At 60.9% G+C, this 19,026-nt stretch carries 14 protein-coding genes and 1 pseudogene; 11 read left to right on the top strand and 4 right to left on the bottom strand.

Going from position 1 to position 19,026, the window contains the following annotated elements:
• Positions 1–32: 32 nt before the first annotated feature.
• Entirely contained in the window at positions 33–506 is a 474-nt protein-coding gene (locus D0550_RS22125) for a MarR family winged helix-turn-helix transcriptional regulator (RefSeq protein WP_116811367.1), read from the top strand.
• 37 nt (positions 507–543) lie between these two features.
• On the opposite strand, the gene D0550_RS22130 is transcribed toward D0550_RS22125, so the two are convergent.
• Positions 544–2,910, bottom strand: a complete 2,367-nt coding sequence (locus D0550_RS22130; protein WP_153067270.1) for an alpha-L-arabinofuranosidase — start codon at positions 2,908–2,910, stop codon at positions 544–546.
• 383 nt (positions 2,911–3,293) lie between these two features.
• Between D0550_RS22130 and D0550_RS22135 the strand changes: the two genes are divergently transcribed.
• On the top strand, positions 3,294–6,173 hold the full coding sequence (locus tag D0550_RS22135; protein ID WP_414717324.1) for a glycoside hydrolase family 9 protein: 2,880 nt from the start codon (positions 3,294–3,296) through the stop codon (positions 6,171–6,173).
• A gap of 274 nt (positions 6,174–6,447) precedes the next feature.
• Here the strand turns inward: D0550_RS22135 and D0550_RS22140 are convergent, their stop codons facing one another.
• A complete protein-coding gene (locus tag D0550_RS22140) occupies positions 6,448–7,470 on the bottom strand; it encodes a transposase (RefSeq protein ID WP_116811370.1) in 1,023 nt (340 codons plus the stop codon).
• Between the two features lie 579 nt (positions 7,471–8,049).
• Here D0550_RS22140 and D0550_RS22145 point away from each other — a divergent pair.
• From D0550_RS22145 to D0550_RS36915, 6 genes and pseudogenes are all read left to right on the top strand, one after another.
• The gene (locus tag D0550_RS22145) at positions 8,050–9,804 is read left to right on the top strand and encodes a DUF885 domain-containing protein (protein ID WP_116811371.1); all 1,755 of its coding nucleotides are present in this window, start codon (positions 8,050–8,052) and stop codon (positions 9,802–9,804) included.
• A gap of 76 nt (positions 9,805–9,880) precedes the next feature.
• Positions 9,881–10,780: an MBL fold metallo-hydrolase gene (locus D0550_RS22150; protein WP_116811372.1), complete on the top strand. Its 900-nt coding sequence runs from the start codon at positions 9,881–9,883 to the stop codon at positions 10,778–10,780.
• Between the two features lie 105 nt (positions 10,781–10,885).
• The gene (locus D0550_RS22155) at positions 10,886–11,989 is read left to right on the top strand and encodes a PQQ-dependent sugar dehydrogenase (RefSeq protein ID WP_116811373.1); all 1,104 of its coding nucleotides are present in this window, start codon (positions 10,886–10,888) and stop codon (positions 11,987–11,989) included.
• Between the two features lie 45 nt (positions 11,990–12,034).
• Positions 12,035–12,541: a hypothetical protein gene (locus tag D0550_RS22160; RefSeq protein WP_116811374.1), complete on the top strand. Its 507-nt coding sequence runs from the start codon at positions 12,035–12,037 to the stop codon at positions 12,539–12,541.
• A 9-nt stretch (positions 12,542–12,550) separates the two neighbouring features.
• Entirely contained in the window at positions 12,551–13,312 is a 762-nt protein-coding gene (locus D0550_RS22165) for a cytochrome c oxidase assembly protein (protein WP_116811380.1), read from the top strand.
• Positions 13,309–13,710 (top strand): annotated as a pseudogene (locus tag D0550_RS36915) (CopD family protein); the annotation flags it as partial. The gene D0550_RS22165 and the pseudogene D0550_RS36915, both read left to right, overlap by 4 nt.
• 81 nt (positions 13,711–13,791) lie before the next feature.
• Here D0550_RS36915 and D0550_RS36920 read toward each other — a convergent pair.
• On the bottom strand, positions 13,792–14,292 hold the full coding sequence (locus D0550_RS36920) for a DUF2231 domain-containing protein (RefSeq protein WP_414717326.1): 501 nt from the start codon (positions 14,290–14,292) through the stop codon (positions 13,792–13,794).
• Here D0550_RS36920 and coxB point away from each other — a divergent pair.
• From coxB to D0550_RS22190, 3 genes are read left to right on the top strand one after another with little or no spacing between them, the layout of a single operon-like run.
• Positions 14,182–15,072 (top strand): cytochrome c oxidase subunit II, encoded by an 891-nt coding sequence (gene coxB, locus D0550_RS22180; RefSeq protein WP_206606462.1) that lies wholly within the window; start codon positions 14,182–14,184, stop codon positions 15,070–15,072. The two genes, D0550_RS36920 and coxB, sit on opposite strands and share 111 nt — an antisense overlap.
• Positions 15,069–17,588 carry a cytochrome c oxidase subunit I gene (gene ctaD, locus D0550_RS22185; RefSeq protein WP_116811376.1) on the top strand — a complete coding sequence of 840 codons (2,520 nt, stop codon included), beginning with the start codon at positions 15,069–15,071 and terminating at the stop codon, positions 17,586–17,588. The genes coxB and ctaD overlap by 4 nt, the downstream gene beginning before the upstream one ends.
• A complete protein-coding gene (locus tag D0550_RS22190; RefSeq protein WP_116811377.1) occupies positions 17,585–17,908 on the top strand; it encodes a hypothetical protein in 324 nt (107 codons plus the stop codon). The genes ctaD and D0550_RS22190 overlap by 4 nt, the downstream gene beginning before the upstream one ends.
• A gap of 87 nt (positions 17,909–17,995) precedes the next feature.
• Here D0550_RS22190 and D0550_RS22195 read toward each other — a convergent pair whose 3' ends face one another.
• Complete coding sequence (locus D0550_RS22195) at positions 17,996–18,901, bottom strand: hypothetical protein (protein WP_153067271.1); 906 nt, start codon at positions 18,899–18,901, stop codon at positions 17,996–17,998.
• Between the last annotated feature and the right edge of the window lie 125 nt (positions 18,902–19,026).

A 19,026-nucleotide genomic window follows, 5' to 3' on the forward strand; every position in this document is an offset into this window, starting at 1 on the left:
AGTTGCAAGATGCACATAACCAGGCGCACCCTATGGCACGGACCCGACGAGTGCAATCTGCACACATTTCCCCTCAGCAGTTCAAAGACTTGCACAAATCCCTGCTGGACATCATGGCCGTCATGAACCGCCCGGAGCGCGATGCCTACATGGTGCGAGCGGCGAGCATCTCACTGGACCGTGCGTTGTTTCCGTTGCTGGTAGGCGTCGAGAGAGTGGGACCGATCGGTCTGGTCGATCTCGCCGAGCGGGCCGGACGCGACTACACGACAGTGAGCCGGCAAGTCTCGAAACTCGAAGCGTTGGGGCTCGTGAAACGCGAGGAAAACTCCGTGGACCGCCGTGTACGCAAGGTCGCGATCACGCCTCAGGGTAAAGCGATGACGAACCGGGTGGACGCAGCGCGCGAGCGGATGGGCCGCGCGATATTCGACTCCTGGGAGCCGCAGGACGTCGAAGCGCTCATCCGACTCATGCGGAAATTCGCAGATGCCCTGAACGGCTGATGGCCAGCTAGGGCCACGCGATTGCCCGGCCAGCTCCCTAGTCGAGAACGAGGTCGATCACCGTGGCAGAGTATGGCGCGGGCGAATAATTCAGCGTCGAGCCTGACACCACCAGCTTGGACTGCTGCACATCCGCTGAGCCTTCACCGGTACGCGCGGCTTCGTCCTGTGGAATGCCATAGCTGTAAACGAGCGCCTTCCCTCCTTTCTTCATCCCAGGGATTTTGATGGAAGTATTGAGGGTGGCGCTCGGATGTTTGTTGATCAACAACAACCGTAGCGACTTGCCGCTATCGCGGACGGCGTAGACCCCCAAACTGCTGTAATCGCTTTGGGCTGGTACGACCAACTCTCCGCCGCGCGCGAAGTGTTTGAGTAACTTGTAAACGTAAAAGGTCGGATAGCGATCGGCGGGGCCGGCCGGGTCCGCCTCGTTGACCATGCCGTAGTCGCCATAGCGGCGCCACCCATACAGCGACGAGCTATTGTTGTTGCCGGCTTCGCGGCCATTGCGCAAGTCCCACCATACCATCGCCTTGAACTCGGTCTGCAGAATGTTGCCGATGCTGTCGGCCAGGAACAGACCATTGACCAGACTGGTGGTCTGCTTGCCAGGATTGCTGTAAACCGAATTGTTCTCCGTGCAAATCAACTCTACGCGGCGGCCGTTGGCTCCCAGGTAGTCGTCGACCATCTGACGCAGGTTGGCTGCATCGCTGGACCAACTCGCCGCTGAGTTCAACAGGAACAGATCGCTCTCGCCGCCCGGCCCCTGCTCATAGCGATGATAGATGACGAAATCCGGCGTGATGCCGAGGTTGCGCAGCGTCGTCAGCATGACCGGCGTCCAACCGAGATGGACCTCACCCGTGCGAGGATTCGTGACTGGATGGTCGGTATAGATGACCTCCGAATCTTCGCCTCGCTGGACCACGGCACCGATCTTGATGCTCGGGTCGATGGCCTTCATCCTCCGGTAATACTCGCGGAATCGATTCGCGTAGGTCACCGGATCGTGCGGCCGATCGTTGTTGTCGGCTTCCCAGGTGCCGTAGTTCTCATTGCCCACTTCCCAATACTTGAACGAGTACTTCTTGAACTTGTTCGAGTATCGGACCCACTCGGCCGCTTCCTCGGGAGTGCCCGTTCCGTAGTTCACCGTGATGAACACGGAGGCTTGCGTCGCAACCGCCACTGCCGCGAACTCATCGAAGCTGGTAGCCCACTGGAAGGTCTCACCTTCGCTCGTGTTCGTGCTCCAGTGATACACGTCCGACAACGACCCGCCCGGAAAGCGCAGTACCCTATTGTCGAGTTCCTTGAGTAGCGCAGTGGTGTTCGGAGAGTGGAAGGCAGCATCCCATACTGCGGCGTTCACACCGAACAAGCGGTGATCCACGAGACGCACCGGCCGCTTCGGATCCACGCGGACGTTGACGACGCCTGGCGGCGGCGCGAACTGCAGTCCCACGTCGTCGACATAGAAGGTCGGCTGGTTTATGCCTGCGTTCTCCTGTAACCAGATGCCAGTGAGTGCCGCCGCATTCGCCACGCCGAGATCCGCAAGGGGAATCGTAACCTCCTGCCACGAGTTCGGCGCAAGCGGCCCGATGGTCACGGCGGGTTGGGCGACGTCGCTCAACAGCGCGATGACATTGAGCGTCTGCCCCCCTTGCGGCCCGCCGTTGATCCAGAACCGCAGCGATGCGTACGGCTGAGTTGGAAAGGCGTTGTGCTGTAGATAAAGCGCTGCGAACGGACCCGCCGTCACGGCGATCGAAGTCGAGCCAGTATGGACGCTGGCGGTGCTCGCGGGATTGACCGATGCCCAACTCCAGTTTTGCCAGCCGTTTATCAAGGCGTCGTCATAGAGCCCCATGCCGTCGATGCGCAGCGGCGGCGTCGGCGGAGTGCCGGATTCCAGCACGATGTCGTCCACATAAAACGTGGGTGAGTCCTGCCCCGCCCCTTCCTGAATCCAGAATCCATTGACGTCGTTACGACGGTCTGCGCCGAGCGCACTCAACGGCACAACGACGCGCTGCCAGACATTCGGTGTCAGCACGTCGAGCGGAATGCCCGGTTGCGCCACATCGTTCACCACTGCAACGACCTGCAACCGCTGCCCACCCGTGGTGCCACCGTTCACCCAGAACGTCAGGTTGAGCAGCCCTTGGGTATCGACCGGAGCAGCTGCAGATCGAAGGTACGCAGCCGACCACGCTGTCGGTGTAACTGCCAGTGAAGCGCCCCCAGTATGCACGGTGGCCGCGTGAGCCGTGTCAGTGACGGCCCAACTCCAATTCTGCCAACCCGGCGCAAGGGCATCGTCGTAGATGACGATATCTGCACGCGCCGTGCTGATGAAGAAGAAGGCAACACTGGCCGCCAGTGTGGCGATCAAGCTCTGAATCCATTGAGCACGTGTACGCCCGCTAAAAGCTTCCATACTTTCCCCTGCGGCGTTTGTGAGATTGGTTTTGGACTCAATAACACAGACATGAGATCGGCAAGTCAAGCTGGTGAATCGGGCACCAACAATATTCTGTGTTAACCCAAAACACCGTCCCCGAGCACGGGACGCCGCAAGGCACGAGAATTTCATTCAGGAAGAGTTCGCCAGCGGTGCGCTGCCCGCTGCCGATGTTTCGTTTGCAATTCGGCATTGACAGCGATGTCTTTTTGAGTATGTTTGCATCCACGAGTGGAGGCGTCGCGTTCTCGCGATGCTCGTCCGCAGACTCATGGAACGTCGAGACATGGATGTGACACATGATCCATCGCGCAATGCCGCGCGCTGCGAGTTTTATCGTCGCGTGCCTGGTCCTCTTCTCGCCGCCGCTTCTGGCGCAAACATTCAACTACGCGGAGGCGTTGCAAAAGTCCCTCTTCTTCTATGAGGCACAGCGCTCCGGCGACTTACCCGCGTCCAACCGGGTGAACTGGCGCGGTGATTCGGGAATGCAGGACGGCTCCGACGTCGGACGCGATCTCACCGGCGGTTGGTACGACGCAGGCGACCACGTGAAATTCGGCCTGCCCATGGCCGCCAGCGCCACGATGCTCGCTTGGGGAATCGTCGAGTATCGCGCCAACTACGTGCAGGCCGGTCAGCTCGATGTGGCGCTCGACCAACTGCGTTGGGCAACGGACTATTTCATCAAAGCGCACCCCTCGCCGAACGAACTTTATGGTCAGGTTGGCGCAGGTGCTACAGATCACGCGTGGTGGGGCCCGGCGGAAGTCATGCAGATGGCGCGGCCCTCCTTCCGCATCACCACCTCCTGTCCGGGCTCGGATCTGGCGGGCGAGACGGCCGCGGCGCTCGCTGCGGCATCCATCGCTTTTCGGCCAAGCGATCCCACGTATGCAAACACGCTGCTCACGCACGCGCGGCAGCTCTATTCATTCGCGGACAATTACCGAGGCAAATATTCCGACTGCATCACTGACGCCGGGTCGTTCTACAACTCCTGGAGCGGCTTCAACGATGAGCTCGTGTGGGGCGCAATCTGGCTATACCGTGCAACCAACGAGGCACAGTTCCTCACCAAAGCGGAGAGCTATTACTCGAACCTGTCCAACCAGCAGCAAACAAACGTCAAGTCGTACAAGTGGACACACGCGTGGGACGACAAATCCTATGGCAGCTATGTGCTCCTCGCGAAGCTCACAGGCGCTACGCGCTACCACGAGGACTCACAGCGCTGGCTCAACTGGTGGACAGTGGGCGGAACAGCCCTGGGAGCCGATGGCACGCGCGTGAGCTACAGCCCGGGCGGACAGGCAGTGCTCGACCGCTGGGGATCGCTGCGCTATGCGGCGAATACTGCGTTCGCCGCCCTCGTCTATTCTGACGCCATCGCCGATACAACTCTGAAAGCCCGTTATCACGACTTTGCCGTGCGCCAGATCAACTACGCGCTCGGGCAGAATCCGTTGAACCGTAGCTTCGTCGTGGGCTTCGGCACGAATCCGCCTCGCAACCCCCACCATCGAACCGCACACGGCTCCTGGACGGATCAGATCACCAATCCGACGGTCAGCCGTCACATTCTGTATGGCGCGCTAGTCGGTGGCCCAACGTCGCCGAACGACCAATACACCGACGATCGGTCGGACTACACCATGAACGAGGTCGCCACTGACTACAACGCCGGTTTCACCAGCGCGCTGGCGCGCCTCGTTGGCGAATTCGGTGGCACGCCCCTGGCGAACTTCCCGACGCCGGAGCCGGTCGTCGGCAATGAAGTCTTCCCCGAGGCGTCCATCAACGCTTCGGGTTCCAACTTCACCGAGATCAAGCTGCTCCTCAACAATCAGTCCGGATGGCCTGCCCGTGTCACGGACAAACTCTCATTCCGCTACTACTTCACGCTCGAACCTGGCGTGACCCCCAACCAGATCACGCTGACTGCAAACTACAACCAATGCCTGCCTCCGACAGGCCCCACGCAACACTCGAGCAACATCTATTACGTAACGGTCAGCTGCAACGGGACCAAGATCTATCCGGGAGGACAGCAGCACTATCGCAAAGAAGTCCAGTTCCGGATTGCGAGCTCCGGTGCGTGGGATGCGAGTAACGACTGGTCACTCACGGGCGTATCGACGACGCCGGGCTCGACGCCCGTGCTCGTACAGCGCATTCCGGTCTATGACAACGGCGTGCGCGTATTTGGAAGCGAACCGGGTGGCGGGGTCGTAGATACTCAGCCGCCGACAACGCCGACGAACCTGCGCGTGACTGGCACGACGAGCTCAACCGTTTCTCTCGCGTGGGATGCATCGACAGACGATGTAGGCGTAACGGCTTATCAAGTCTTCCGCGGCTCAACCCTGGCGGGTAGCGCCACCTCAACCACGTTCACGGACGTTGGCAGAACGCCAGGGACAACCTACTCGTACACTGTCGTTGCTCAGGACGCGTCGGGCAAACAGTCCGCTGCGAGCGCAGCGGTCAGCGCAACCACCACTGCCGTAACACAGGACTTCGCCATCGCGGCATCTCCAGGCACGCTCTCCGTGTTGCGTGGTTCGAGTGGCACCGTATCGATCGCGATTACACGTTCAGGTGGATTCACTGGGGCGGTCGCCTTGAGCGCCAGTGGCTTGCCGAGCGGCGTCACCGCCAGCTTTAATCCAGTGTCGGCAACAGGTGCCAGTTCAACGCTTACACTCGCAGCATCGAGCACCGCGTCAGCGGGCCCAGCTACAGTCACCATCACAGGCTCCTCAGGCACTACGACACGCACCACTTCCGTAGTGCTCACAGTGACGACGCCCGGCGACGGCGGCACTGTCACCGTGACGCCGGCAGTCACGAGCAGTGGCGGATACTTTGTCGAAGAGCAACTGCGCATCGCAAACACAGGAACGCTGACCGCACTCTCGGTAACGATCACCGTTCAGCGCACTACCGGCATCGCCTTCTCTGGACAATACAATTCCATCGGCTCGAGTATTACCCAGAGCAGCAATAGCACAGCTAGCACCATCACGTATCAATACACGTTGTCAGCCGGGCAAACATTGGGGCCAGGCACGAATCGCACGTTTGCTGCCCAAATGAGCGGCACGGGCACGGTGCACCCAACCAGCGGAGATACCTACACGGTGACGTACACGACTGGCGGCCAGAGCTTCACTGCTTCCGGCACATTTTGATCCATTTTGACATTTTGATGGACACCCATGATGACGTTTTGATGACGTTTTGATGGACACCCATAGATGACACGACGTTTTGGCGACGCGTTTTTATGGACACCCATAGACACCTTTTGATGGACACCCACGGACCGACGGGCACGTGGACACCCATCATTTCCTGCTGTTAGCAGAATCCGCAAATCCATCGCTCAAGATCGATAAGTTCTCAGCGAAAGCTCCAGCGGAAATGTACGTCGCGATTTGAAGCGAGCATGGCCGTTGGCAACGACTATGCCTGGCGTAACCTCCGCGTCGCCCCCACGCCTCGAATCCAGCACTGGCCTACTCTTCTAGCATGAGCTCGCAAGCGCTCGATTCGACCTATCGCGCGTCCAAAGAGGTTACCGCCCGGCCGCATCGTTCGCAGCCACGCATCCGCATCGATCTGCAATCGGGCCAGCACGGGCGGCACCTCCTGCTCGATAGCTCCGGGCTTGCCTGCCCGGCGTCGCCGTCCACTCCAATCGAGCAGTTGCAGGTAATCGAGGAACTCCATCGGAATGCGGGATCGATCCGGATCGGCTGATTCGCTGAAGGCGAGCAATGGCGGCGGTGCTTGACCATTCGCCTGGCCTCTTAGGAATTGCCTCGTCCGCGGCCGCGCCGACGACTCACGCCGGAACTGCTGTAAACGTGCGTGGATCGAAGTGAACTCGGACTCCTCGGGTGTCGCCGCAATGCCTGCCCGCACCGGATTGAGGTCGACGTACGCCATCGCCGTCAGCAAGCCTGTATCGTCCAGCAGCGCCTGCGATTTGAATCGTCCCTCCCAGAACCGGCCGGTGCACTCATCCTCGGCGTTGGCCCGCCGCGCCAAATACTCGTTCAAACAACGCATGTACCAGCTGATATCGATCAATCGCAGGCGCCAGCGCTCGATCAACTGTTCGGCCATCATTTGTTCGGCTGCGCTCGCGCGGCCATCCTGCCAACGCTCGATCAAGGGCGGCGCGCTGAAGAGCTGAGTCCATCTCGTCACAATCTCGGCATGACTCCAGCCGGCGATTCGCTGCCGATCCACTCGCAATACCAGATGATAGTGGTTGCTCATGATGGCGTAGGCACACAGCTCGATCGCGAAGATATCAGCGAGGTGACGCAGCCGGTGCACGACCCAGGCCTTGCGATGCGAGTAGTCCTTACTTGCGTACGCGTCGTAGCCCCACAGCCAGGCACGACGTACACAGCGGGCAACGACGTGGTAATACGGCGTGTCCTCCAGCGAAATGAGCAACTTGCGTGGATAGCCCATGAGCGCATCATTCCAGCGGCCATCACGCCCTTGAACTCCACTAACTGGGCAATTCGCTAGAAATCCGGCGAACACGAACCCTGCTGGTGTGGTGGGTGTCCAGGGATCCAGGGATCGGTGGGTGTCCAGGGATCCAGGGCTTCATTCCCTGGAATCTTTGTTCCGTGCAAACTTCAACCGCCGCTGTGTCGATCCGATGTTGTCTTGCGGCACCAGGCTTGTCAACGTTGCCGCACGCGGCGAAATATATATGCATACGCTCGCGAGCTGTTCTGAGCTGTTCTGGACACCCACTCGGAGCTGCATCGCTTCAAGCCCGGCAGCGCCGTCCCGAGGCCGTGAGCGTTACGTCGGTGACATCTCAGCTGTAATCCCCAACCCGCTTGCCTCACACCTGCCGCGTCAACAACAATAATCTTTCGAGCAGTAGATTCAGCTGGCTTTTGCGATTGCGACATATGGCTCGTCGGACGATTCGGATTTCCGGCCGTACTTCCCTGGACACTGTCGATAGTTCTCCAGCGCGCTGCCAGGCGATCTTGCATCGCTCAATCCATCTAAGGCCTCGAGGGTTATGCCATGCACTCGACGCGTTGCGCTTTTGGCCTCTTTACTCTCGCATTGATAGTGAGCCTTGGCTGCCCATGTTCATCGGAGGCTGCCGACGACTCTCCAGCCGAACGCGTCACTGCGCTTGCTGACCGATACGCGAATGCGTACAAGGAACGCTTTCCGACCCACTATGAATACTCCGGACTGCCCACGTCCGAACGCGATTCATTGCCGATCAATTCACCGGCGGATCTTGCAGCATGGTGGTCCCTCGTCGCGACGATGCAGGCGGACGCCGATGCGATAGACATGCAGTCCATCGCGGGCACGCCGGAATGGATCACGCTCGCAATCCTCAAGCAGGCGCTCTCACAGCAGCGCACGAAAAATGTATGCAAGTTCTATCTTTGGGAGATCAGGACCTTTGCGTGGCAGAGCCTGTTCGCACTGACAGCCGAGCTGCAACCAGTGGCAGATGAGGCAGGTCGAGCCCAGATCGTCGCTCGGTTTTCGCAACTGCCGAAGTTTGCCGATCAGCACATCGCAAATCTGCGCGAGGGTCTGCGTCTCGGATACAGCGCGCCGCGCACGGCGGTCACCACAGTAATAGGCCAACTCGATTCACTACTCGCGGAGCCGCTGGCCGACAGCCCATTTTTCAGTCCTGCAAAGCGGGCCGCAGAGCCGGATTTCGTGGTTGCGTGGACAGCGATCGTAAACTCAAAGATCCGGCCGGCTTTGGCTCATTATCGTGATTTTCTCCGGGACGAGTACCTGCCCAAGGCACGCACGACTGCAAGCATCCGAGCGAACAAGGGCGGCGCGGAATGCTATCGGGCAATCCTCAAAGCTGAGACGAGTATCGACATAGATGCAACCGAGCTCTACAACCGCGGCGTAGCTCGTGTGGCTCAGGAAACTACGATCGCACTCGCAGCAGGGCAACGACTCTACGGTCGCAAGTTCGCTGACCTGAGCGCACTGGCTCAAACACTCAGCGCCGATCCGGAAAACCGATTCTCGAGCGCAGACAGCGTTCGAACTTTCATCATCGCTACGGTGGCACGCGCGCGGGCACGTGCAGGCGAAGTCGTGTCGAATCCGCCGAGTGCAGACGTCGATCTCATCCCCTTTTCGGACGCGGCCTCCGCGACGGCACCCAGCGGACAGTACGTGCCTGGGGACGATCAAGGAACGCGCAAGGCCGTTTACTATTACCGGGCGGACTATCAAAATCTGGCGCCCTCGCAACTCGAAGCAACGGTTCTTCACGAAACCTGGCCGGGGCATCACCTGCAACAGCTCGTCACTCGCGATCGAGTACGTACGGGGGCTCATCGGATTGCGCGTCTGGTGTACTTCCCAGGCATGATCGAAGGCTGGGCGACGTATACCGAGGGACTTGCGCGAGAGCTCCCGCTCTACAACTCCGAGCTCGGCACCATCGGCAGTGTCATGGACTCATCGACACCGGACCTGGTCGCCGATATCGGTATGCACGGGTTGGGCTGGAGCGAACAACAGATCTTCGACTATCTTCAAGCTCACCATCCTGCAATGCCAAAGGAGAGAATTCAGAGCAAGGCAGCTGGCATCGTCGAGGAACCGGGTTTGGCCGTGCCCTATGCCATGGGCGGGATGGAGATCGAAGCGATTCGGGACAGCGCGAAACGCCTGGCCGGCGCGAAGTTCGATCTGCCGACTTTTCATCGGCTCATCATCGAGGACGGTCCCGTACCCTTTGCGGAACTGCGCGCGAAAGTAACAGCACGGATGAAGTGAGTGCGCCGTCGCCATGATGTCGATCTGACTTGCATCATGTCGAAGCGATGGGCGCCATACTTCTCGAGGCAACGTCATGCAGACCCCTGCCCTGGCAAAATCCCTGCCCATTGCTCTACTGTCTGGATTCCTCACATCAGTCGGTGCCGCGGCGGCCGATCGCATTACCAATCTCTACGATGCGTTCGGTGCGCCATCGGCCATGCTCGTCAAAGACTGGGGCTTCGCGGCACTCATTGAATACGACGGCAGACGGATCCTGTTCGATACAGGCAATGATGCCGCCACGTTTGAGCGCAATGTCGAGGCGCTTGCGGTCGACCTGAAGCGCCTCGACGCAGTCGTCATCTCCCACCGCCATGGCGACCACACCAGCGGTCTTACCTACCTGCTAAAGGTCAATCCAACCGTACCGATTTACGTACCCCAGGAAGTCGCTTTCTTCAAAGGTGCCTTGCCTCTGGATTTTTTGCAGCGCCAACCCGGCCTGCCGGTGACATTGCAGTACTTCGAGGGCAAGAAGCCGGAACGCTGGACCACTGGCACGCCTTGGGAGCAAGCGAATTTCAGGATGGTCACCGAGGTCACGGAGATCTTTCCGGGATTTCATCTCCTCAGCGTTCAGTCACAAAAGCCTGGCACCGTTGAGATGAATGAGTTGTCACTGGCAATCGGCACGCCCAAAGGTCTCGCGGTCGTCGTAGGCTGCTCGCACCCTGGCGTCGAGAAGATTCTCGAGGTGGCGAGAAGAATCGATCCGCGGCTCTACACGGTGACCGGCGGCTTTCACCTCGTTCGCACTCCCGAATCTGAGGTTCGGCGCGTTGGTCGCGTGCTTCGAGACGAGTTGAAGATCCAACGGGTGGCACCCGCGCACTGCACGAGCGAGCTGGGATTCGCAGTGCTACGGGAGCTCTTCGGAACGCGCTTCGATGAAGCTGGCCTGGGTGCAGTCATCACACTGCCCGAACCGTGAAGACGTGGAACCGTCGTTGGTGCGCGACGTTACCCCAGGGCCGGCTATGCGTTTTTCTCCGCGGCCGAGTAATACATGCACAGGTGCCCCCAGGAGGAAGCCGCGATGAAGCGAGTGACCGTGACGATTGCGATGACGTTGACGTGCTGCGTCACTCTGGCGAACGAAGCTCCCTACAACATCGAAGTGGTCGCGGCCGGTCTCGAACATCCCTGGACCGTGGCGTTTTTGAGCGACCGCCAGATGCTGGTCACGGAGCGCCCGGGTCGCCTGCGCCTCATTGACGAGCGCGGTCTGAACGAGACCCCGATCGCCGGTATGCCTCCTGTTTTCGCCTCGGGACAGGGAGGCCTGTTCGATGTCCTGCCCTCGCAGGATTATGAGAGCTCACAGCTGATCTATATCTCCTTTGCACACGGCAACAAAGACGCAAACCACACTCGAGTCGTTCGCGCGCGCTTCGATGGGAAGCAGTTACACGATGTGACGCCCATCTTCACCTCGCAGCCAGCAAAGTCCGGCGATGCTCATTTCGGTGGGCGAATGGCCTGGATGAGCGACGGCACCTTGGTACTTGGCCTCGGCGATGGCTTCTATTTTCGTGAAGAGGCGCAGAAGCTCGACACACACCTGGCCAAAATCGTCCGCATCAATCCGGACGGGACCGTGCCACAGGACAATCCATTCGTTGGACGCGACGACGCGCTGCCGGAAATCTACAGCTACGGTCATCGGCATGTACAAGCCATCGTCGCCGATCACTCTGCTGGCGTGCTGTATGCGCACGAGCACGGCCCGCGCGGTGGCGATGAGCTCAACGTCATCGAGCCAGGGCGCAACTATGGTTGGCCGCTGATCAGTTACGGGCTCGACTACAGCCGCGCGGCGATCACACCGTTCAAGGAATTGCCGGGGATGGAGCAACCGCGCACGTACTGGGTACCTTCGATCGCGCCGGCGGGCATGACGCTGTACGGCGGCGATCAGTTTCCGCAGTGGCAGGGCAATCTTTTCATTGCTGCCTTGGCGGAGAAAAGCGTGCGGCGCGTAGTGCTCGGGAGCGATGGCGAACCGGTGCAGCAGGAGGTGCTGTTCAAGGCTGTGGGCCAGCGCATGCGCGATGTTCGCACCGCGCCAGACGGATCGTTGCTGCTAGTGACGGATGAACGCGATGGACAGGTGCTCAGGGTCACGGCCGGCGCGACCTGATCTCCTTCAATCATGTAGAAGATTGCACCGACGAGGACTGAACCCATGAAAGAGCTGCTCAAACCCTCCAGCATCGTGCCATTCATCGCGGCCGTCGCGGTGGCGACGATATGGGGCGCGGTCGTCCAGACCCAATACAATCTTGCCGGGCTCAGCAGCATCGGTGCCGACATCTCCAGCGATGTGCGCGTTGGAGCGACGCTAAGCGACATCTTCAGCGGCTTCAGCCCGACTTACGGAAGTCACATCGTGCTGCCCTCGCTTCTGGTCGCTTTCGTCGTCGCCTCGCTGTTGCCCGTGCAGCAACGCGTGTCCCGGCTCGTGTTGTTCGCGGCTGCCGGCGCGCTTGCGATCGGGGTGGGTATTCCGATCGTCAACTGGCTCGCACCCGTCGCCTTGCTGGTTGGCGCGAGTCGCGATGTCAGCTGCACCATTCTGATGGCGCTCGGTGGTCTCGTCGCCGGTCTGCTATTCGCCTCTCTCCCCCTCCCACGCCTGCCTCGTGGCAGGCGTGAACATCCAACGGCGCTACCGGTGGGGTCGCACACGTAGTTGGCCGTCGTGAATTTCGGTGCAGTTCCTTACTGCGGGACCGCGCCACTGGCGGCCGATCTGTGGAGCCGCTGGAACTTCGATCCCTGGCTCATCGCGGCGCTGTTGACGCTTGCATACTTGGGATACACACAGGGCCATCGTGATATCCGCAGCCGCCGGGCACTGATCGCAGCTCTCTTATTGATGGGCATTGCATTCATCTCGCCGCTATGTGCGCTGGCCTCGGCTTTATTTTCTGCCCGAGTCGCTCATCATCTGCTGCTCATCGCGGCGGCAGCGCCGCTACTGGCGATTGTGTTTACGTGTCGCCGAGCCGATGAACAGCCAGACGCGGCGCCAGTGTTATCGATTACGACAGTCACTCTCGCTCATGCCATCGTCGTTTGGGTCTGGCACAGTCCTGCGCCTTATCTGCTGGCCCTGTCGAGCGACAGCGCCTACTGGTTGATGCAGTTGTCGCTGCTACTCTCTGCCTTCTTACTCTGGAAACGCGTGCTATCACCGCGGACCTCGCCGGGTGCTGCGGTACTGTCACTGCTCGCGACCATGATGCAGATGGGGCTGCTGGGCGCGCTGCTGGTGTTTGCGCCGCGTCCGGTGTTCACGCCGCACTTCGGCACGACCGGGTCCTTCGGGCTGACGGAGTTGCAGGACCAGCAATTGGCGGGGCTGCTGATGTGGGTGCCGGCGATGCTGCCGTATTTCGCCGTCGCTCTCGTGTTGTGCGCAACCCTGCTGCGTAAGCATGAGGCGCCCGCAGCACGATGACCGCAACCCTACTCAAATTTCTCCACATCGCCGCCATCTCCGTGTGGGCCGCCGGGCTGATCTGTTTTCCATTTCTGAACCGCCAGCGCAACGATGCGGGCACGATGACCGATCTGCACCGCTTGCACTCGATGGCTCGCTTCTTTTATGTCGTCGTTCTCTCGCCCGCCGCCTTCGTGGCGATCGGCAGCGGCATCGTGCTGATCTTCAAGCAGCAAACATTCACGGAGTGGTTCTCGATCAAGCTACTACTGGTGGGACTGCTCGCCGTGATCCATCTTCTGACCGGCCGCGTCTTGCTGCGCTTGTTCGACAAAGCAGCCACGGTCACACCTTGGCACTATCCCGCGGTGACGGCGGCGACGATCGCCATCGTCACCGCCATCGTGATCGTGGTGCTCGTCAAGCCGCATTTCGAGTGGCGTGCTGCGGACGGCCTGTTCAAGCCCGGCGGGCTGGGCGAGGCCTACGAGCATGCGTCATTTTCTATCATCGATCATCAAGCCGACGCCATGGTCGAAGACCAGCTTGCCGCCGTGCCATCCCGCCAGGCCAGTGAAGATCGCCGCCAGTACCGAGAGGGCCAGGCCATGCGGCAGCACCTCCTCGGGGGCTGTCAGCCGCAGACCCCAATTTGCACCGGCGATGGAGAGCAACATCATCGCTGCGACGCCGTGCGACCAACTGCTCACCCGGCTACGGATGCCCTTCACTGCCAGCAACTCCGCAGTGCCGACCAGGGCGGCCAATACGCCCAGCCCGAACGCGAACCCCGAGCTCCAGATGCCCGCACGCAGGAAGAACGGGTCGCCCTGAAACCAATAGAGCACGTCGATGCCCAGCGTGGCGAACACTAGGGCAATCGGAAAATGAACACTCATGGCATGCAGCGGATGACCCGCGACGGCGATGGCCGAACTCACGTCCTGTTTGGCCACGGTCTCCACCGGCGGACCCCGCGGATCGGGCCGCCGCGACAGGCCCTCTTCGGTTTCACTCATGCACTGCCTCCAAACGCCGCGCCAGCAGACCTGAATGGTTTGCGCACCGACATCGCAGGCCGCGGCTTCAACGCAACTCCGCATCGCCACCCGACGTTCCTCATCTTGGCGTCGCTTTGCGCACTCGGCGGCTGCGGCGAACGACCGCTCTCGTCACTCGACGCTGCGGGGCCCGCAGCGGGTCCGATCGTCACGCTGTGGTGGGCCATGTTCGTGGCAGCGACCGCGTTGTTCGTCCTGGTCGTCGGATTGCTATGGCTGGCATATCGCAAACCGGGATACGCCGCAAACACCTCAGTGCGCGCATGGCTGCTGGGTGGTGGGGTGCTCATGCCTGTGGCAGTTCTCACCGTCCTGGCTACGTATGCGTTCTATCTGGGCGAACGATTGATAGCGCGCTCGGATGCGCAGGTCATGCAGGTGCAGGCCATCGCGCTGATGTGGGATTGGCAATTCCGTTATCCGCAGATGGATGGCGCCGCGAGCACACCGGTGCTGCACATCCCGGCAGGCGAGCCCGTAGACGTGATAGTTACGAGTAACGACGTGATTCACAGCTTCTGGATCCCCCGGCTGGCGGGGAAAATCGACGCCATCCCCGGCCATGAAACCAAAGTCCGCCTGCAGGCCGACGAGCCGGGCGAGTACGAAGGACAGTGTGCGGAGTTCTGCGGGATCGGCCATGCGGACATGCGTTTCAAAGTCATCGCTCATGCCGCGGACGAGTATCGAGCAGCGGTGCTGAGGAACCCGCGATGAGCGCAGCGCCCGTGAACGAGCGCATGTCGCCCATCGCGCTTCACAAGGCGCTTGAACGCGTCTGGGGTAGCGGCCGCGGATGGCAGCGTTTGAGCGCCGTCAATCACACCGTCATCGGCCGGCGCTTCATTGTCACCTCGCTCGTGTTCTTCGCGATCGGCGGCGTGCTCGCCATGTTGATCCGGGCGCAGCTCGCCACGTCGCGCTCGGCCTTCGTCGGGCCAGACATCTACAACCAGCTCTTCACCCTGCACGGCACGGTGATGATGTTCCTGTTCGCCATCCCGCTGCTCGAGGGATTGGGCATGTACCTGCTGCCGAAGATGCTCGGCGCACGCGACCTTGCCTTTCCGCGACTGTCCGCTTACGGCTACTGGTGCTATCTGTTTGGCGGCACCATCATCGTCGCCTCCATGCTGTTCGGCGTGGCACCGGACGGCGGTTGGTTCATGTACACGCCGTTGTCTTCAGTAGCCTACACGCCGGGCATCAATGCCGATATCTGGTTGCTAGGCATCACCTTCGTCGAGATCTCGGCGCTGACCGCGGCAGTGGAGATCGTCGTGTCGATTCTCAAGCTACGCGCGCCGGGCATGTCCCTGGATCGAATGCCGCTGTTCGGCTGGTACATGCTCATCACCGGGTTGATGATGGTGGTGGGATTTCCACCGCTGATTCTAGGTTCGATCCTGCTGGAGATGGAGCGAGCCTTCGGACTGCCGTTCTTCGATCCCACCCGAGGCGGCGACGCGCTGCTGTGGCAGCACCTGTTCTGGCTGTTCGGCCACCCCGAGGTTTACATCATCTTTCTGCCCGCCGCGGCCGTGCTCTCCACCATCATTCCGGTGTTCGCACAGCGGCCCATCGTGGGTTACCGCGCGATCGTGATCGCGCTCGTCGCCCTGGGCTTTCTCTCCTTCGGCTTGTGGGTACACCACATGTTCACGGTGGGCATTCCCCATCTGGCGCTGGCGTTCTTCTCCGCGGCCAGCATGCTGGTGGCGATTCCCACGGCGGTGCAGATTTTCTCCTGGCTCGCCACCCTGGCGCAGGGCCGTCCGCGCTACGACATTCCAATGTTGTATGTGTTCGGATTCTTCATCGTGTTCGTGATCGGCGGTCTCACCGGTGTGATGCTGGCCGTGGTGCCGTTCAACTGGCAGGTTCATGACACGCATTTTGTCGTCGCCCATCTGCACTACGTGCTGGTCGGCGGCTTTGTCTTTCCCATGCTGGCGGGCGCCTACTACTGGTTGCCACATTTCACCGGACGCAGCAGCGTCCATCGACTGTCGGTCCCCGCCTTCTGGCTGATCCTCGTCGGCTTCAACCTCACGTTCTTCATGATGCATCTGACCGGCCTGCTCGGCATGCCACGGCGCGTTTACACCTATGCCCCCAACGTCGGCTGGGAGGAATTGAACCTGCTCTCCAGCGTCGGCGGCTTCGCCATGGCAATGGGCTTTGCACTGGTCGGTGCGGATTTCATCATGCAGTTGCGCTTCGGCCGACGCAGCGTTCGCAATCCCTGGCAGGCAAGCACGCTCGAATGGGCTCAACCAACGCCGCCAGCGTCCTACGCGTTTGCATCCCTGCCGCACCTCGAACAGCGCGCAGATCGCATCGACGTGCCCAAACTTTCTCCCGCGCTGGCGGCTGGACAGGGTTATCTTGGTTTCGTGCGCGACGATCGCATGGAGACGCTCGGCGTCGATATGGTAACGGGTCGCCTCGAGCACGTGATGCTGCTGCCGAGACGCAGCTACCTGCCTCTCGTCTCCGGCCTGCTCACTGCCGCATGCGTGCTGGGGATGCTGTTCAAGATTTACTGGCTCGCGACGCTGTGTGCGCTTGCTGTCGTCGCAAGCTTCGTCGCCTGGTCACAGATCAATGCGATTGCGCGCGATCTCGGTCCAATGGAGGCTGGCCGTGGCGCCAGCGTTCCGCCGCACACTGAGATCGACGGCTCGGCGCCATGGTGGGCAGCGATCTTCGCATTGCTGGCGAACGCGACGCTGTTCGCCTCGCTGGTCTTCGGCACGCTCTATCTATGGTTGGTCGCTCCGCAGTGGCCACCAACGACGATCGTGCAGCTCGGTGTGTGGGGCTATGTCGCGATGATCGGATTCGTCGCTCACTTTCCCCTGGCGCGTCGGGCCATCGCCGCCAATGCGACGGGCAATCCTTCAACCGCACTGCTTGTGCTGGCCGTGGCGTCCCTCGTGCAACTGGCCGTGCTCTGGATCATGTTGGCTCGCATTCCGGATGCACAGTCGCACGCCCACCTCGCCACTTCGTTCGCGTTACTGCTGTACGCGGCGATTCATGCAGGCATCTGTTTGGTGCTGACGCTCAACACGCTGCTCAAAGCGCGGCGTGGCGCAATCTCACCGCAGCGGCGAGTCGACTTCTCCGTGCTCAAACTCTGGTTCGACTACACCGCAGTGACGGGAGTGATTGCCGTGGCGTTGGTCATGCTCATGCCCCGGCTCATTGGCATGTTACCGCCGTCATGATTCAGGTTCCCCCGCGACGCCTGCTGTTACTGGCCGCCGGATTCATCCTCTGGGCCGGCGCGTTTCTCACGCTTTACGGGGTCAATGCTGTCGGCTGCGCGTTCGCATGGCCACGCCCGCTCCAGCGCGGAATACTTCTCACACTGCTGGCATTGCATATCGCGGCATTGGGATACCTGGCGTGGTACTGCTGGCAGCAACGCCGAGCCCATGACCGCATGCGTTTCGTGGAGTACGTCGGGTTCGGCGCTACGATTTCTGCGTTGGCGGCGACGCTGCTCACATTCGCGCCATCGCTGGTGCTCACGCTTTGCGATTAGCCGCCATGATGCACTGAGCGCGCTGCGCTTGTTCTGCGCTACACGACCAGGATCCGCATCCTCGCGCCTCCTCGACGCTCCTGACGCTCAGAAGTATCTGCGCCAGTCGAACACCAGTCGCACACCGATGATGTACACCCGATCCATATCTACAGCGGGTGCGCCAGGCGGATAGACGAGGCTATCCTTGTGCGGAACGTCCACGCCGGCGAAAAGCTGCATTATCAGCTCGGAAGACTGCGTCGAATCGAATGCGCGATAGGGACGATATTCGAGGATTGGAAGTTCGTAGTACGTCGACTCGAACTTGATCACACGCGGTCCCGAACCCGGCGGCACGCCCGGCGCCAGCAGACTGTCGTCCTCTGAACCCCTTCCATAGAACGTCACCCCAAGCTCGCGCCCGAGCACGAGCTGAAATCGGCCGAAGCGAGTCGCCCAGCCGTGTTGCCACGGAATCAGTCCACCATTGACGGCAGTGACCGCCATGCGCTGATACGACTTGGGCGATGCGAAGTGGAGCGGAGACAGGAGCAACAGATCGCCGGGGATCAAGTAGAACGGCATGCGCAGTCGCGCCGAATATCCAGTGCGGCCCGGGATCGCGGCGGTGAGAGAACCACCTTCCTCAGCAGCTCTGGACTTGCTGAACTTATTGCTGGAAGGCGTATCGCCACCGTAGCCCACGGAAAAATACACGAGCCCATCGCTCGCCTCCCCCAGCACGCCTTCGAGGCCATAGCCCGCCCGCAGCGACAGGTCCGCCCCGCCAACAAAGCCGCCGCCGTCTTCCAGGCCTGTGAAGCCGCCGTCCAGAGAGCGCAGGTACAGTGAGCCAGCCACGCCGATGAAAGGACCGATTTGTGCTCGGAAGCGCGGCATCGCTCCAAGCCCCTCGCTCAAGCTGGGCATCGGAGTGAGCAGCGCGACCTCCACACCCAGTTGTACGGCCTCGGGCGTCGGTTCGCGCCCCGCGTCCCATGGCCCAAGCACGTCGTTCGCGCATACGTCGAAAGTTTCGGGTTCGGCGGACGCCGCAGGCGTGTATGGGAGATTGGTTGTCCGTGAGCGCCCTGCCGCAGTGTCTAGCACNTGTCTCTTATACACATCTCCGAGCC

The organism is Steroidobacter cummioxidans (genome assembly GCF_003104955.1).